Source organism: Nocardia elegans NBRC 108235 (assembly GCF_001612845.1).
Taxonomy (GTDB): Bacteria; Actinomycetota; Actinomycetes; order Mycobacteriales; family Mycobacteriaceae; genus Nocardia; species Nocardia nova.
Map to the genome: position 1 here is coordinate 78,825 of NZ_BDBF01000016.1, position 15,119 is coordinate 93,943.

At 68.4% G+C, this 15,119-nt stretch carries 15 protein-coding genes; 5 read left to right on the top strand and 10 right to left on the bottom strand.

The window, feature by feature from the left end; translation table 11 throughout:
- Positions 1 to 25: 25 nt before the first annotated feature.
- On the top strand, positions 26 to 994 hold the full coding sequence (gene rlmB, locus NE2_RS13525) for a 23S rRNA (guanosine(2251)-2'-O)-methyltransferase RlmB (RefSeq protein ID WP_063026237.1): 969 nt from the start codon (positions 26 to 28) through the stop codon (positions 992 to 994).
- A 75-nt stretch (positions 995 to 1,069) separates the two neighbouring features.
- Entirely contained in the window at positions 1,070 to 1,366 is a 297-nt protein-coding gene (locus NE2_RS13530) for a hypothetical protein (protein WP_063010108.1), read from the top strand.
- A 75-nt stretch (positions 1,367 to 1,441) separates the two neighbouring features.
- Here the strand turns inward: NE2_RS13530 and NE2_RS13535 are convergent, their stop codons facing one another.
- The 3 genes from NE2_RS13535 to NE2_RS13545 form a co-directional block, all read right to left on the bottom strand.
- Entirely contained in the window at positions 1,442 to 2,272 is an 831-nt protein-coding gene (locus NE2_RS13535) for an enoyl-CoA hydratase/isomerase family protein (protein WP_030517324.1), read from the bottom strand.
- Positions 2,273 to 2,353: 81 nt separating this feature from the next.
- Positions 2,354 to 3,526, bottom strand: a complete 1,173-nt coding sequence (locus tag NE2_RS13540) for an acyl-CoA dehydrogenase family protein (RefSeq protein WP_063026238.1) — start codon at positions 3,524 to 3,526, stop codon at positions 2,354 to 2,356.
- A gap of 125 nt (positions 3,527 to 3,651) precedes the next feature.
- On the bottom strand, positions 3,652 to 4,395 hold the full coding sequence (locus tag NE2_RS13545; RefSeq protein ID WP_063026239.1) for an alpha/beta fold hydrolase: 744 nt from the start codon (positions 4,393 to 4,395) through the stop codon (positions 3,652 to 3,654).
- Positions 4,396 to 4,513: 118 nt separating this feature from the next.
- Between NE2_RS13545 and mhuD the strand changes: the two genes are divergently transcribed.
- A complete protein-coding gene (gene mhuD, locus NE2_RS13550) occupies positions 4,514 to 4,828 on the top strand; it encodes a mycobilin-forming heme oxygenase MhuD (RefSeq protein WP_030517327.1) in 315 nt (104 codons plus the stop codon).
- A 59-nt stretch (positions 4,829 to 4,887) separates the two neighbouring features.
- Here the strand turns inward: mhuD and NE2_RS13555 are convergent, their stop codons facing one another.
- The 3 genes from NE2_RS13555 to NE2_RS13565 form a co-directional block, all read right to left on the bottom strand.
- Complete coding sequence (locus NE2_RS13555) at positions 4,888 to 5,331, bottom strand: OsmC family peroxiredoxin (protein ID WP_030517328.1); 444 nt, start codon at positions 5,329 to 5,331, stop codon at positions 4,888 to 4,890.
- Positions 5,332 to 5,445: 114 nt separating this feature from the next.
- Positions 5,446 to 6,294 (bottom strand): ABC transporter permease subunit, encoded by an 849-nt coding sequence (locus tag NE2_RS13560; protein WP_063026240.1) that lies wholly within the window; start codon positions 6,292 to 6,294, stop codon positions 5,446 to 5,448.
- A complete protein-coding gene (locus tag NE2_RS13565; protein ID WP_084494028.1) occupies positions 6,291 to 7,283 on the bottom strand; it encodes an ABC transporter ATP-binding protein in 993 nt (330 codons plus the stop codon). Before NE2_RS13565 ends, NE2_RS13560 begins: the two co-directional genes overlap by 4 nt.
- Positions 7,284 to 7,409: 126 nt before the next feature.
- Here NE2_RS13565 and NE2_RS13570 point away from each other — a divergent pair, with 126 nt between their 5' ends.
- Both NE2_RS13570 and NE2_RS13575 read left to right on the top strand, forming a co-directional pair.
- Complete coding sequence (locus tag NE2_RS13570; RefSeq protein WP_233429774.1) at positions 7,410 to 8,621, top strand: sensor histidine kinase; 1,212 nt, start codon at positions 7,410 to 7,412, stop codon at positions 8,619 to 8,621.
- Complete coding sequence (locus NE2_RS13575) at positions 8,618 to 9,283, top strand: response regulator transcription factor (RefSeq protein WP_030517332.1); 666 nt, start codon at positions 8,618 to 8,620, stop codon at positions 9,281 to 9,283. Before NE2_RS13570 ends, NE2_RS13575 begins: the two co-directional genes overlap by 4 nt.
- A gap of 23 nt (positions 9,284 to 9,306) precedes the next feature.
- On the opposite strand, the gene NE2_RS13580 is transcribed toward NE2_RS13575, so the two are convergent.
- The 4 genes from NE2_RS13580 to NE2_RS13595 all read right to left on the bottom strand — a co-directional run bounded on the left by NE2_RS13580 (position 9,307) and on the right by NE2_RS13595 (position 15,073).
- Positions 9,307 to 10,215: an LLM class flavin-dependent oxidoreductase gene (locus tag NE2_RS13580; RefSeq protein ID WP_063026242.1), complete on the bottom strand. Its 909-nt coding sequence runs from the start codon at positions 10,213 to 10,215 to the stop codon at positions 9,307 to 9,309.
- Between the two features lie 76 nt (positions 10,216 to 10,291).
- Positions 10,292 to 11,077: a phytanoyl-CoA dioxygenase family protein gene (locus NE2_RS13585; RefSeq protein WP_063026243.1), complete on the bottom strand. Its 786-nt coding sequence runs from the start codon at positions 11,075 to 11,077 to the stop codon at positions 10,292 to 10,294.
- Positions 11,078 to 11,222: 145 nt separating this feature from the next.
- Positions 11,223 to 13,772, bottom strand: coding sequence for an ATP-dependent Clp protease ATP-binding subunit (locus NE2_RS13590; protein ID WP_063010122.1), 2,550 nt, complete (start codon positions 13,770 to 13,772; stop codon positions 11,223 to 11,225).
- Positions 13,773 to 14,098: 326 nt separating this feature from the next.
- Complete coding sequence (locus NE2_RS13595) at positions 14,099 to 15,073, bottom strand: esterase/lipase family protein (protein ID WP_063026244.1); 975 nt, start codon at positions 15,071 to 15,073, stop codon at positions 14,099 to 14,101.
- Positions 15,074 to 15,119 lie beyond the last annotated feature (46 nt).

Here is a 15,119-nt window from a genome sequence, read left to right on the forward strand (position 1 = left end):
CGCGACCGACACGAAAGGCATACTGATGGCAGGAAATTCGCAGCGACGAGGTGCGATCCGTAAGGGCGGCACCAAGAAGGGCGCCGTCGTCGGCAGCGGTGGTAAGCGCCGTCGCGGACTCGAGGGCCGCGGCGCCACCCCGCCCGCCACCATGCGCAAGAACCACCCTGCCGCGAAACGCGCTGCGGCGGCGGCGAAAGCGGCCAAGGCGACGCAGGGGCAGAACCGCGCCCGGCCGGGTACCCGCAAGGGCGACGACGGGCCGGAATTGGTGCTCGGCCGCAACCCGGTGGTGGAGTGTCTGCGCGCGGAGGTTCCGGCCACCGCGCTGTACGTCGCGCTGGGCACCGAGAACGACGACCGTCTCACCGAGTCCGTGCAGCGCGCCGCCGATGCCGGAATCTCCATCCTGGAGGTGTCGCGCATCGACCTGGATCGGATGAGCACCAACGGTTTACATCAGGGCATGGCCCTGCAGGTGCCACCGTACCGCTACGTCCATCCGGAGGATCTGCTGGACAGCGCCCGCGCTTCCGGGACCGCCCCGCTGCTGGTGGCGCTGGACAACATCTCCGATCCCCGCAACCTGGGCGCCGTGATCCGTTCGGTCGCCGCGTTCGGCGGCCACGGCGTGGTGATTCCGCAGCGCCGCAGCGCCAGCGTCACCGCCGTCGCCTGGCGCACCAGCGCCGGCGCCGCGGCCCGGCTGCCCGTGGCGCGTGCGACCAATCTGACTCGCACACTGAAGGATTGGGCCAAGGCAGGTCTGCAGGTGGTCGGCCTCGATGCCGGCGGCGACACCGTCCTCGACGACTTCGACGGCACCACACCGACCGTCGTGGTCGTCGGCTCGGAGGGTAAGGGCCTGTCGCGCCTGGTCCGCGAAACCTGCGACACCATCATCAGCATCCCGATGGCCGGGCCGGTGGAATCGCTCAACGCCTCGGTGGCAGCGGGAGTCGTGCTGGCCGACATCGCCCGCCAACGCCGCTGAGCGGGGACGGAAACTCCCAAGATGCCCGTCTGCCAAGCTTTTAGGGTGGGCACGCCTTAAACTCGCACGGTGGCCATGAATCAACCCGACTACTGGGGATCGCTGCCTGAGCCGCCGACCGGTAACCCGGTCGAACACCCCCATGCGACGACGGTGCTGATCCTGGGTGTGCTGAGCCTATTGTGTTGTGGCGCATTGGGTCCGGTGGCGTGGGTGATGGGCAAGCGGGCGCTCGACCAGATCGAGATGTCCGGCGGCACCATCGGCGGCCGATCGCAGGTGGTGGTCGGCTATGTGGTCGGCATCGTCGGCACCGTACTGATGGTGTTGTACGCGTGCGTCTTTCTGTTGATGCTCATCGGCGGGCGCTGACCGGGCCGGTCCGGGGGAACTCGCCGGCGGTGGCTCCGGAACCGGTCCGATGTCGAAGCGCCCGGCTTCGCAGGACTAGGCCGGTTCCTCGGCGGTGCCGTCGAGACCGCGACGCTCGCTCGGCGACGACAACTCGCCCGCGGGCCATTCGGCGCTGATACTGCCCTTCCACTGCGGCTGGCGGCGGTCGCGAAACGCCGCCATGCCCTCGGCCGCGTCCACGCTCTTGCCGACGAAGCCGTGCAGCTCGGATTCCAGCCGGCCGACCGCCTCGGGGCTCATTCCGAGGCCCTCCCAGAGCAGCCGCTTGGTCAGAGCGGTCGGCAGCGGCGCGGAACCGGCCGCCAGGTCGTGCGCCACGGCCAAGGCGGTCGGCAGTACCTCACCCGCCGGCAGACTGCTGTTGGCCACGCCCATCTGGCGCGCTTCCTCACCGTCGAAGGTGCGGCCGGTGAGCATGATGTCGGCCGCGTTGGCCATTCCCGCCAGCCGCGGCAGTGTCCAGTGCGCGTAGCCGTCGGCCATCGCGCCGCGACGCACCTGATTCAGCCCGTATACGGCATCGGTCGCCATGTATCGCAGATCGCACTGCAGGGCCAGCGACAGCCCGATCCCCACGGCATGCCCGTTCACGGCCGCGATCACCGGCTTGCGGATCTGCCACGGCGGCGGATCGATCGTGCCGCGCACGTCACCGACGCGGGCGGACAGATCGGCGCCCGCGCAGAACGCGGGCGGCGTCCCGGTGATCACCACCGCCCGAATCGCGTCCTCGGTATCGCAGCGCCGCAGCGCGGTCCCCAGCTCCGCCGCCATCGTGGGCGTCATGGCGTTCTGCTGCGCGGGACGGTTGAGCGTGAGTACGGCGACACCGGCGGACACATCGACCTGCAGTTCCGAACTCATGCGACGATCCTAGGTTTGGGTGATCTTTCCGGACCACCTTACTGGTGGATGGTGCGGTGAGGAGCGCAGGCGTCGGGACCGCTATCCGCGCAATAGCTGGCGGCCGATCGCGTACTTGTGGACCTCGGTGGGGCCGTCGTAGAGGCGGAAGGCGCGCATATCGCGGAAGATCATCTCGACCACGGTTTCGTCGCTGATGCCGATGCCGCCGAGGACCTGGACGCAGCGGTCGGCGACCTTGAACAGTTCCTCGGACACATACGATTTGGCCATCGAACTCTCGTGGCGAGCCTTGTGGCCCTGGTCCATGAGCCAGCAGGCGTGCCAGATGGTCAGGCGGCACTGATGCAGGGCGATCTCGTTGTCGGCGAGCATGAAGGACACGCCCTCGTGCTCGCCGATCGGCTTGCCGAAGGCCGTGCGGGTCTTGGCGTGTTCGACGGCGATGCTCTGGGCGCGTTCGGCGGCGCCGAGCCAGCGCATGCAGTGGGTGAGGCGGGCGGGGGCCAGTCGCAGCTGGGCGTAGCGCAGCGCCTGGCCGCTCTCTCCCAGCAGCGACTCCTTGGGCAGGATCAGATTCTCGAAGCGCACGACGCCGTGGCCGCCGACGTAGTTGCGGTCCATCGTGTTCATGGTTCGCTCGATGACGATTCCGGGCGCGTCCCCCTCGGTGAGGAACAGGGTCGGGCCCGCGGGGAGGTGGTGGTTGTCCTCGAGTTTGGCCATGATGATCCACGTCTTGGCCCCGTCGGCGCCGGTGATCAGCCATTTGCGGCCGTTGACGGTGAAGTTCTCGCCGTCGAAGGTGGCGGTGGTGGCGAGCTGGCCGGGATCGGATCCGGCGCCGCCGGGTTCGGTCATCGCGAAGACCGAGCGCTGACGGCCGTCGATCACCGGCATCAGGAAGCGGTCGACCTGCTCGGTGTTGGCGACCTTGGACAGCAGGAACATGTTGCCCTCGTCGGGCGCGGCGCAGTTCATCGCGACCGGCCCCAGCGTGGACCACCCGGCCGCCTCGTACAGCACGGCCTGTTCGACGTGGGTGAGCCCGCGGCCGCCCAGTGCCTCGGGCGCCTGAATGGTGAGCAGCTTCTCGGCCCGCGCCAATTCGACCAATTCCTGACGCAGATCGTCGTTGGGCCCGTGCGCGGTCAGGCGGGGGTCGCGCTCGAACGGAACGATCTTGTCGATGACGAACCGGCGGATGCGGTCACGTTCGGCGGCGAGGTCGGCGGGTATCGAGAAGTTAATCATGATTCACCTTATGGTCGGGGCCTCAGTGGAGCATACGTCGCCTCCCGCCCGAGACTGAAGGCGATTGCCCGCAACTGCCGGACCTCAGGTCGCCCTACGCCCGGACCCGTCCGCTGACGATCCGATCAACCCATGTTTTCGTGCAGAAACCGTTCGACTTCGGCGCGATAGACAGCGGGCTGGTCGTCGTGGACGAGATGTCCGGCGGCCTCGACGACCACATGACGCACACCCGCCCGAGCGGCCGCCATCTCCCGCATCTGACCCGGCGGCGTGATCGTGTATTCGCCCTCGATCAGCAGGGTCGGCACGCTCACCGCGGCCCATTCGGCCCAGAAATCGCGGGTGCCCCACTCCTCGGAGATGTCGCGGAAGGTCGCGACCGAACCGTGCAACCGGTAGCCGTCCCCGCCGCGCGTGAACGAGTTGAGGAAGTAGCGCCCGGCGACCGGGCCGAAATAGTCCAGTACCGCGTCGGCGTCGGGGAACGGTTGCGGCCAGGCCTCGATCATCTCCGCCCAGTGCCGCGCGGTGCGCCCGCGGAAATCGGGCGCCATATCCTCGACCACGAGCGCCCGGACCCGCTCCGGGTGCGCGGCCGCGAACATCCACCCGTGCAGTCCGCCCATCGAATGGCCGATCACCACCATCGGTTCCGATATCGCGGCGGTCGCGGTGGCCAGGTCGGCGACGAATGCCTCGGTGGTGAGCTCCGGCGGGGCCGGTCGGCCATGCCCGGCGGCGTCGAAGGAGTGGACATGGCCGAATTCGCGCAGCCACGGCACCTGACCCGCCCAGGTCCGCGCGCTGCCCATCAATCCGTGCAGCAGCAGAATCGGCACCCCGGTGCCACCCTCGTCGTACAACATCGGCACCGACGATACGTGCCGCGCGGTGGGATCAGGCAGTGCCGGATGCAGGCCAATGGGAGCCCTCCGTGGTTACGCCCGCTGCCTCCTCCGGGCTCTGTCCCATTAGCCTGGGCTCATGGCTGTTGTGAAGATCAATGCGATCGAGGTTCCCGAGGGAGCCGGACCCGAACTCGAGAAGCGCTTCGCCCATCGGGCGCACGCGGTGGAGAATTCCCCCGGCTTCCTGGGCTTCCAGTTGCTGCGCCCGGTCGCCGGTGACAACCGGTATTTCGTTGTGACGCAGTGGGATTCGGAGGAGTCGTTCGCCGCGTGGCGAGACGGACCGGCCAAGGAGGCGCATGCCGGCCAGGCCCGCCAGCCGGTCGCCACGGGCGCCTCGCTGCTGGAATTCGAGGTCGTCCTCGACGTCGCGGCGAAGCCCGCTCAGTAGTTTTTCCGCACCCGGTGGTCGGTCCGACCACCGGGTGAGGTGCGCCGGTCTACCCCGGCTCAGCTTTCGAGGGCGGCGTCGAGTTCGATCGTCTCGACGCCGGCCAGAGCCTTGCTGACCGGGCAACCGGCCTTGGCGGTCTGGGCGGCCTGCTCGAAGCCGCCGGCGTCGATACCCGAGACCCGGCCGCGCACGGTCAGCTTGATCGCCGAGATGCGGAAGCCGCCCGCGGGATCCGGGCCGAGCGTCACGTCGGCATTCACGTCCAGGCTTTCGATGGTGCCGCCGGCGGCGCCGATCTGACCGGACAGCGCCATCGCGTAGCAGGACGAATGCGCGGCCGCGATCAGTTCCTCGGGGCTGGTGGTGCCCTCGGCGGTATCGGCGGTGCGCTTCGGGAACGAGACGTCGAATTTGCCGACACCGGAACTGGCCAGGTCGACCTGTCCGGAACCGTCCTGCAAGCCACCGGTCCATGCGGTACGCGCGCTGCGTGTAGGCATCGCTGTCCTTTCGTCGAGTGAGAATGAGCCGTCGCGATCGAACCTACTCGCCGCGCGCGCTCGACTCACCGCTGTCCGGCCCGGCGCGATTCCGGCGCGACGCCGCGACGCCGTTCACGCCATATCGCGGCGCACCATCAGTGCCACTGTGCCGCAGGCGAATACCGCGATGTACACCGCCAGCACGACGAACGACGCCGGTCGGGACAGGATGTCCAGGACGCCCGGCGTCGCCGTGCCGCCCACGGTGCGCATGGCCCCTGCCGCCGAACCCGCCGCGGTCCCCGGCAGATGGTCGGTGAGCGCCCGGACAGGCGAGAAGATCGACGCGACGCCGCGCAGCAGATTCTCCACGACGAGCACCCACACCAGGCCCAGGCCCACTGCCAGTGCCGGACCACGGGCGATCGCCGCGAACAGCGCGCCGGCCAGCGTCCACATACCGAGGATCACCACGCCGGTCGCGAGACCGAGCAGGGTGTGCGCGGCCGTCGGCAGCGTCGGCGTCCGATGCTCGGCGGCCCCGATCATCGCGGCCACCCCGGTATCCACCACGAACGCCGCACCGACCAGGCCAACCACCACGCTCATCAGGGAAACCACGGTTCCGCCGACCACCGCACGGCGCGAGGGTCCCTGGGTGAAAACGGTTTTCCAACTGCCCCAGCCGTATCCGCTTCCCACCACCAGCGCGCCCAGGACGAGCACGAGCGCACCGCCGAACATCGCCATGCCCTGGGTGAACACCTCCGGCACGGCCGCGGGCAGCATCAACTGCAACAGCACCTCGCGCGGTTGCCCGTTCGACATCCGGGAACTACTGCCCGACGTGTAGGCCAGATAGTTGAACAGATACGCGAAGACGAGATTCAGCGCGATCCAGGTGCCGAGCACGATCCAGAACGCGGGCCACTTCCGCAGCCGTGCGAATTCGGCTCTGGTGCAGGCCACTACGTCGTTCATCGGTGCTCCTGTTTCGTCATCTCGAAAAACACTTCCTCCAGCGACTTTTCGTCGGTGCGCAGTTCCAGCAGATCCGCGCCGGATGCGATCACCGCGCGCGCCACCTCGGGCGCCATTGCCCTACCGGCATCGACTCTGATGCCGGCGGCGGTCGGTAACGCACGGTGTTCACCCACCACCCGGCACACCGCCGGATAGGCCGTCTCCATCGGCTCGGCCCGAACCAGAAGTGTTGCCGCGCCGCGCAATTGACTCACGGTCGATTCGGTGAGCAATTTCCCGCCGGAGATGACGCCGACCCGATCGCAGATTTCCTGCACCTCGCTGAGCAGATGCGAGGAGAGCACGACGCTGTGCCCGTCGGCGGCCAAACCGGTCACCAGTTCTCGCATTTCGGCCATTCCGGCCGGGTCCAGACCGTTGGTCGGCTCGTCGAGAATGAGCAGATCCGGGTTGCCGAGCAGGGCCGCGCCGACGCCGAGGCGCTGCTTCATGCCGAGCGAGTAGGTGCGGAACCGATCGCCTGACCGGTCGGCGAGTCCGACTCGCGCCAGGATCTCGTCGACCTCGGCGAATCGGTCGCGAGGCCGGGAACCGGCGGTGCGCTCGGTCCGGTGGTAACGGGCCAGCACGCGCAGGTTGTCGCGGCCGGACAGGTACGGATAGAAGCCGGGCCCTTCGATCAGAACACCGATGCGCCGCAACGACTCCTGTTCGCCCGGATTCAGGCCCAGCACCGTCGCGGTACCGGAGGTCGGCGCGATCAGCCCGACGAGCATTCGCAGCGTCGTCGTCTTACCGGCGCCGTTGGGGCCGAGAAATCCGTAGATCTCGCCGCGTCGCACGGTCATGGAGACGGCGTCGACAGCCGTGTGGTCGCCGTACTTCTTGGTGAGAGACTCGGTAACCACGACCTCGGTGGCGCTGGTCCGGGTCCGCGTGACCGTGCCCGGGAACTCGCCGGCCGGATCGGCATTCGATCTGTTCATATCTCGACCATCCGCTTCGACCTGCGCCGACACATCCGCCGAGGCGCCCGGCTCGGCGTACGTATCTGGACGTAATTCGCGGCGCGCAGGCTCGTGCCGCGGCGCGGCGGGGTTACCGTTCGAACTGTGCAGTCGAGTAAACGGCCCGGCGCCCGGGATGTGATGCTGTGCGTGGTCGTGGCCGCCGTCCAGCTGGGCGGCGGGCATGCGGCGAATGCGCATCAGTCCGGCGTGCGTCCGCTGGATGCGCTGGGTTATGTGCTGCTGGTGGCCGGCCCGCTGCTGTTGACGCTGCGCGCGTGGTATCCCCGGGCGGTCTTCGTGGGCGTGCTCGCGGTCACCGTCGCCTATCTGCTGGTCGGCTACGGTTACGGGCCGGTCTTCGTGTCGCTGGTCATCGCCTTCCTGACCGCGGCCTCGCGCGGCTCCCGCTGGTACACCTATCCGCTGGTGCCACTGGGATTCCTGCTGATGGTGTGGCCGGTGCCCGCGCTGCGCGGCCACGGGCCCGGGGGCTGGCCGGTCGTCGGCATCCTGGCGTGGCTGGTGGTGCTGATCGCGATCGCCGAGGGCATCCGGCAGCGGCGTTCAGCGCTGATCGCGCGGCGGCAGCGCGTCGAGGCGGCGCGGCGCAACCGGGAAGCCGAGCGTGCCCGTGAACTGGCCGAGCGCGAACAGCGCGCGGCCCAGGAACGGCTGTCCATCGCGCGCGAACTGCACGATGTGCTCGCCCACAGCCTGTCGCTGATCAATGTGCAGTCGTCGGTGGCGCTGGAACTGCTCGACCGCAAACCCGAGCAGGCCGCGACCGCCCTTTCGGCGATCAAAGAGGTCAGCCGCGATGCGCTCGGCGAGGTGCACAGTCTGCTGCGCTCGATCCGCGCCGGCGCGGAAACCGTTGCGGCGCCGACCAGCCCGGCGGTCGGCATCGGCGACCTGGAATCATTGCTGGCTCCGATGCGCGCCGCCGGCACCCCGGTCCACACCCGGATTTCCGGCACACCGCGCCGGGTGCCGGTGGTGGTCGACGTCGCCGCCGCCCGCATCGTGCAGGAATCGCTGACCAATGTGCTGCGGCATGCGCCCGGCGCGGAAGCGACCGTGGCTGTGGACTATTCGCCGAGCGAGCTGTGCATCACTGTGGACAACGAGCGCTCCCCGAATACTCCACAGTCGTCCACAACCGGTGGCGGGAACGGAATTCCGGGCATGATCGAACGCGCCCGCGCACTGGGTGGCGAGCTCTCGGCAGGACCACGGCCGGACGGCGGGTTCGCCGTGCGGGCCCGGCTGCCGATTCCGGATCGGCCGGACGCCGGCCTACAGGAGGTGTCGTGAACGAGATCCGCGTCCTGGTCGCCGACGACCAGGCTCTGGTTCGCGCGGGATTCGCCGCGCTGCTGGACGCCCAGGACGGCATCGAGGTCGTCGGGGAGGCCGGCGACGGCGACCAGGCGCTGCGGATGACCCGGGAGCTGCATCCCGATGTGGTGCTGATGGATATCCGCATGCCGGTCCTCGACGGCCTGTCGGCCACCCGCGAGATCGCCGCCGACCCCGGTCTGTCCGAGGTGAAGGTCGTGGTACTCACCACCTTCGAACTCGACGAATACGTCTTCGAAGCCGTGCGCGCGGGCGCCACCGGGTTCCTGGTCAAACACACCGAACCCGCGGATCTGGTGAAGGCGGTGCGCGTGGTGGCCGCCGGGGACGCGCTGCTCTCGCCCAGCGTCACCCGCCGCCTGGTCGCCGAATTCGCCACCCACGCCAAACCCGCGCCCGCCGCGGCGCTGTCGGAGCTCACCGACCGCGAGCGCGAGGTGATGGCGCTGGTCGCGGAGGGGCTCACCAATGCCGAAATCGGCCGGCGCCTCTTCATGAGCCCCGCCACCGCTCGCACTCACGTGAGCCGAATCCTGGTGAAACTCAACGCCCGTGATCGGACGCAACTCGTGGTCCTTGCCTACGAGTCGGGGTTGGTCCGCCCCGGCTGGCAGTAATCCGGGGTCGGTCGCGGCTCGGGTCAGCGACCGAATTCCGCGGCCACCGGGATCACCTCGCACCCGAGCACCTCCAAGGGCGTCAGCTCGTCGACGCCGGCCACCCGTCCGATCACCAGATCGATTCCCATCTCCGCCATCCGCTCCAGCTGCCCCAGCACCTGGCCCACGCCGCCCCCGCTCGGCCCGAGATCGAAGGCGAAGACGCAGCTCTTGCGGATCTCGCGCGGATTGCGGCCGATCTCCGCGCACAGCCGGTCCAGCAGTTCGATCTTGCTCGCCAGCTCCGGCCCCGGGCGCAGACTCGCCACATCCGCGTAGCGCGCCACCAGTGGCAATGTGCGCCGCTCACCGTCGCCGCCGATGAGCACGGGTGGATGCGGGCGATGCCCGCCCGCCGGCGGATTCCGCACCACCTGCGGAGCGTTCAGCGGGCGCTCGACGTGAAAGTGCTTGCCGGATACGGCTTCCGGACCGCCCCGCGCACCCGTCCACATGGCCCGGCAGATCCGCAGCGCCTCCTCCAGCATCTCGTAGCGGTCGCGCAGCGGCGGAAACGGCAGGCCGTACCCTTCCACATCGCCGGTGGAGGTGCCCGTCCCGATCCCCAGCCAGGCCCGGCCGCCGGACAGCACATCCAGGGTGGTGACCAGCTTTCCGAGCATGGCCGGATGCCGATAGTGCACCCCCGACACCACCGCGGTCAGCTCCACCCGCGAGGTGTGCGCCGCGATGAACGACAGCGTCGAATACGCCTCCAGCACATTCTGTTCCACCCGTCCCAGCCATGGGCTCTGCCAGAGATGATCCCCCACCGCGACGACCGAGAACCCACTGTCCTCGGCCGTGCGGACGACCTCGGCCAGGCGCGATCCGATGCGTTCGGAGGGAGTGTCGAGCGCGAAGTTCGTCAGATGCAATCCGATATCCATGACTCTCACCCTCTGCCTCGCGGCAGCGCGAATCATCCGTCCGGAGAACACATCCCGGGTACGTCCGCGCGCGTAGTCAGCGGGTGGCGCCGAGCTCGAGCCCCCGTCGGATCGCCTGCTCCACCGGCGAATACGCACCGTCGGGCCGGTCCAGCGCGCACGGTTCGTGCAGCAGCAGCGGCGGCTGCGCCATGAATTTCGGGTTCCGGCCTCGATGCGCCTGGGCGGCATGCACCAGGAACGGATGGCACAGATACACATCTCCGGCCCGTCCGGTCGCCGCCACTTCCGGAAGGTCCGCGGTGGCCGCGAAGTCCTCGACCAGGTCCGACATCGCGACTCCGGCCGCGCCGTACGGTTCCAGCACCTTCGCCATGCGCAGATGCGAGCCCACTCGGATCCGTGTCGGCGCATCGTCGGGGCCGACGTCGGAGAACAGGAACAGCATCAGCAGCCCCCGCCCCTGCGACCGCACGTTGATGCGCCACCGCAGATAGTCTTGGGGATCCTCGCCCGGGAAACTCGCATCGATATGCCATCCGTCGTCACCCGGCGGCTGCTCGCTGGGGAAGCGAATCGGGAAGGTGCCCAGTCCCTGAGCGGCGACCCACCGGCCCGCACCGACCAGCCGATCGCACGCCTGGGCCAGCAGTGGGCTGCGCGCGGCCCGGGCGAACGGCGGGTCCGCGAAACCGGGCAGCCGGACCACCGGCCGCGTCCACGTTCCGGAATCCGCCGGATCGCATCCGGTCGCGCGCCAGAGTATTTTCCGCGCCTCGGCCGCGGTGGACTCGGAAAACGCACCCTCCACTCGGACGAAACCGTCGGAGATGAAGTCTTCCACCTCGGCATCGGTCAGCACACAGCCCTCATTCCGCTCGCGAACATCGCCAGCATGGAACAGGTTCCCGCGCGGCCGCCACTCATTTTCAGGGCAGGAGGCCCGGATACGACGATGCCGGTCACCCCGTCGGGGTGACCGGCATCGGTCGGTTCGTGCGGACTACTTACTCGCCCGAGGCCTCCGGAGCGGTCTCACCGGCGCCGGCCAGCGCCGCGACCGGTTCGGCTTCCGCCTTGGCGGGCTTGGCCTTACCGGCGAAGGTGAACTTGGCATCCTCGCCGGCGCCCTCGCCGTCCCAGTTCTCGACGTCGACCTCGACGATCTGGCCGGGGCCGATCTCGCCGAACAGGATCTTCTCCGAGAGCTGATCCTCGATCTCGCGCTGGATGGTCCGGCGCAGCGGGCGAGCGCCCAGCACCGGATCGAAACCGCGCTTGGCGAGCAGGCTCTTGGCCTTCTCGGTGAGCTCGATCTCCATATCCTTGTTCCGCAGCTGCGTCGCGACGCGGTTGATCATCAGATCCACCATCTCCACGATCTGCTCGTTGGTGAGCTGGTGGAAGACGATGACGTCGTCGATACGGTTGAGGAACTCCGGACGGAAGTGCTTCTTCAGCTCGTCGTTGACCTTGAGCTTCATCCGCTCGTAGTTCGAGCCCTCGGCGTTGGACTGCGAGAAGCCCAGGCCCACGGCCTTCGAGATATCCGAGGTGCCGAGGTTCGAGGTGAAGATCAGCACCGTGTTCTTGAAGTCCACGGTCCGGCCCTGGCCGTCGGTGAGGCGGCCGTCCTCCAGCACCTGCAATAGGGTGTTGTAGATCTCCTGGTGGGCCTTCTCGATCTCGTCGAACAGCACGACCGAGAACGGCTTGCGGCGCACCTTCTCGGTGAGCTGGCCGCCCTCCTCGTAGCCGACGTAGCCCGGAGGGGCACCGAACAGCCGCGAGGCGGTGAAGCGGTCGTGGAACTCGCCCATGTCGATCTGGATGAGCGCGTCGTCGTCGCCGAACAGGAAGTTCGCCAGCGCCTTGGACAGCTCGGTCTTACCGACACCGGACGGACCGGCGAAGATGAACGAACCGGACGGACGCTTCGGATCCTTCAGGCCGGCGCGAGTACGGCGGATGGCCTTCGACACGGCCTTGACCGCGTCCTCCTGGCCGATGATCCGCTTGTGCAGCTCGTCCTCCATGCGGAGCAGACGGGTGGTCTCCTCCTCGGTGAGCTTGAACACCGGAATACCGGTCCAGTTGGCCAGCACCTCCGCGATCTGCTCGTCGTCGACCTCGGCCACGACGTCCAGATCACCGGAACGCCACTGCTTCTCCCGCTCCGCGCGCTTGGCGACGAGCTGCTTCTCCTTGTCGCGCAGCCGCGCGGCCTTCTCGAAGTCCTGCGCGTCGATGGCGCTTTCCTTCTCCCGGCGGGCATCGGCGATCTTGTCGTCGAATTCGCGCAGGTCCGGCGGAGCGGTCATCCGGCGGATGCGCATCCGCGCGCCCGCCTCGTCGATCAGGTCGATCGCCTTGTCCGGCAGGAACCGGTCGTTGATGTACCGGTCGGCCAGCGTGGCCGCGGCCACCAGCGCACCGTCGGTGATGGACACCCGGTGGTGCGCCTCGTAGCGGTCGCGCAGGCCCTTCAGGATGTTGATGGTGTGCTCGACCGTCGGCTCGCCCACCTGGACCGGCTGGAACCGGCGCTCCAGGGCGGCGTCCTTCTCGATGTATTTGCGGTACTCGTCGAGGGTGGTGGCACCGATGGTCTGCAGCTCACCGCGTGCCAGCTTCGGCTTCAGGATCGAGGCCGCGTCGATCGCGCCCTCGGCGGCACCCGCACCCACGAGCGTGTGCAGCTCGTCGATGAACAGGATGATGTCGCCGCGGGTGTTAATCTCCTTGAGCACCTTCTTCAGGCGCTCCTCGAAATCACCGCGGTAGCGGCTGCCCGCGACCAGGGAACCCAGGTCGAGGGTGTAGAGCTGCTTGTCCTTCAGCGTCTCCGGCACCTCGCCGTTGACGATGGCCTGGGCGAGACCCTCGACGACGGCGGTCTTACCGACGCCGGGCTCACCGATCAGGACCGGATTGTTCTTGGTGCGGCGGCTCAGCACCTGCATGACGCGCTCGATCTCCTTCGAGCGGCCGATGACCGGGTCGAGTTTGCCCTCGAGTGCGGCCTGGGTCAGGTTGCGGCCGAACTGGTCGAGGACCAGCGAGGTGGACGGGGTCCCGGACTCGCCACGAGCACCGGACTCCACCGCCTCCTTACCGCCCTGGTAGCCGGACAGCAGCTGGATGACCTGCTGCCGCACCCGGTTGAGGTCGGCGCCCAGCTTCACCAGCACCTGGGCCGCGACGCCTTCGCCCTCACGAATCAGGCCGAGCAGAATGTGCTCGGTGCCGATGTAGTTGTGGCCGAGCTGCAGCGCCTCGCGCAGGCTCAGCTCCAGCACCTTCTTGGCCCGGGGGGTGAAGGGGATGTGACCGGACGGCGCCTGCTGGCCCTGCCCGATGATCTCCTCCACCTGGCTGCGCACACCCTCGAGCGAAATTCCCAGCGACTCCAGGGACTTCGCCGCGACACCCTCACCCTCGTGGATCAGGCCCAGCAGGATGTGCTCGGTGCCGATGTAGTTGTGGTTGAGCATCCGAGCCTCTTCTTGGGCCAGGACAACGACCCGCCGCGCGCGGTCGGTGAACCTCTCGAACATCGCTCCCTCACTTCCTGCTCCGCTATCCACGGCATCCGGCGCTGCTTGCTTCGTGCTTCACACCTGTGGCGCCAGCCTGCCATGAAGCCCTGGGGTTGCATGCCCCGCCTCTACTGTAGTTGGCGGGGGTCACGGCCGTCGTCCGTCCACCCTATTGCGAACGGGCGACAACGCGAGTCATACCGTTCTAACGCGGCTCCAACCCGGAACGTTTCCCCAGTAAATACGCCCACAGCTGAATTTTCGGGCCCCCTTTCCCCCGACGTCGGGGTTCGCGGCCCCGAAGCTCGACCGCGAATCTCCGCGCGACTTCCTCGCCGACGGAACTATCCGGTGAGCGGTGGGATGAAATGGCAGGGCACGGGGTGCGGATCGTCCGGATCCAGGGCGTTGAGCGCGAACGCGGCCGCCCGGTCGCTGCCCGCGATGCCCGCGTGCTCCGAATAGTCCGACGCGCAGCCGTCCTGGACCACGATGTTCGTCGTCGTCGGTCCGGGCACCAGGGCGACGGTGTACGGCACCACCAGTTCGTCGTAGCGGGTCTCGATATTGGTGTACGTGACGTCCGGGTCGTAGACGCCGTCGGCGTTCAGGGAGCGGATGAAATCGGTACTGCCCGTCATCTGCGCGCACGCGGCACAGGGGCTCACGCCCAGGACGCCGTCGAAGGCCGGCTCCGCGCCCAGACGCCGCGCGAAATCGCGTGCCGGATCGATCACCGGGCCGAAGGTGCCCAGCCACGGCGCGGCGATCGCCACGAACTTGTCGACCTTGTCCGAACCGCCCAGCCGCTTGACGAAGTAGTTGCCCACCAGATTGCCCTGCGAATGCGCGATCAGATCGACCTTCGCGGCGCCGGTCGCCGCCAGCACCCGGTCCACGAACTCCGCGAGCTGCGCCGAACTGTCCTCGATCGGCCGCATGCCGCCGATCGCCGAGAGCGGCCACGGCAGGTCGTAGGCGCCGTAGGTCAGCGAGTAGACGCAATATCCCTCGTTGGCCAGCAGCGGCGCGTACACGCCCCAGTTCGTCTGCGCCCCGCCGCCGGTGCCGTGCACCAGCACCACGGGTTCGGGATGCGCGGCGCTGGGCCGGCACGACCAGTCGTCGGCGCCGGGCAGGGAACCACCCGGATTTCGCAGCTCGTACGGAATGCCGGAGAAGAAGTTGTAGTCCACCGGATATTCGGCGTGGGCCGCCGCTGGGGCGGTCACCCACAGGGTGCTCAACACCGCCAGGACGAGAACGGATCCGGGTAACCGGCGCAGCAGACGCGGCGCACGCACGGGACGAGACAACATCGAGAGCTCCAAAAACTAGAACGCGTTTCAACACGCTAGCGGGAGC

What these genes read in the sequence shown, in the direction of transcription:
- NE2_RS13580 (WP_063026242.1), bottom strand. Translation starts at nt 10,215, where the DNA reads ATGGATATCGGATTGCATCTGACGAACTTCGCGCTCGACACTCCCTCC.
- mhuD (WP_030517327.1), top strand. Translation starts at nt 4,514, where the DNA reads ATGGCTGTTGTGAAGATCAATGCGATCGAGGTTCCCGAGGGAGCCGGA.
- NE2_RS13555 (WP_030517328.1), bottom strand. Translation starts at nt 5,331, where the DNA reads ATGCCTACACGCAGCGCGCGTACCGCATGGACCGGTGGCTTGCAGGAC.
- NE2_RS13590 (WP_063010122.1), bottom strand. Translation starts at nt 13,772, where the DNA reads ATGTTCGAGAGGTTCACCGACCGCGCGCGGCGGGTCGTTGTCCTGGCC.
- rlmB (WP_063026237.1), top strand. Translation starts at nt 26, where the DNA reads ATGGCAGGAAATTCGCAGCGACGAGGTGCGATCCGTAAGGGCGGCACC.
- NE2_RS13565 (WP_084494028.1), bottom strand. Translation starts at nt 7,283, where the DNA reads ATGAACAGATCGAATGCCGATCCGGCCGGCGAGTTCCCGGGCACGGTC.
- NE2_RS13545 (WP_063026239.1), bottom strand. Translation starts at nt 4,395, where the DNA reads ATGTTGTACGACGAGGGTGGCACCGGGGTGCCGATTCTGCTGCTGCAC.
- NE2_RS13535 (WP_030517324.1), bottom strand. Translation starts at nt 2,272, where the DNA reads ATGAGTTCGGAACTGCAGGTCGATGTGTCCGCCGGTGTCGCCGTACTC.
- NE2_RS13560 (WP_063026240.1), bottom strand. Translation starts at nt 6,294, where the DNA reads ATGAACGACGTAGTGGCCTGCACCAGAGCCGAATTCGCACGGCTGCGG.
- NE2_RS13540 (WP_063026238.1), bottom strand. Translation starts at nt 3,526, where the DNA reads ATGATTAACTTCTCGATACCCGCCGACCTCGCCGCCGAACGTGACCGC.
- NE2_RS13595 (WP_063026244.1), bottom strand. Translation starts at nt 15,073, where the DNA reads ATGTTGTCTCGTCCCGTGCGTGCGCCGCGTCTGCTGCGCCGGTTACCC.
- NE2_RS13530 (WP_063010108.1), top strand. Translation starts at nt 1,070, where the DNA reads ATGAATCAACCCGACTACTGGGGATCGCTGCCTGAGCCGCCGACCGGT.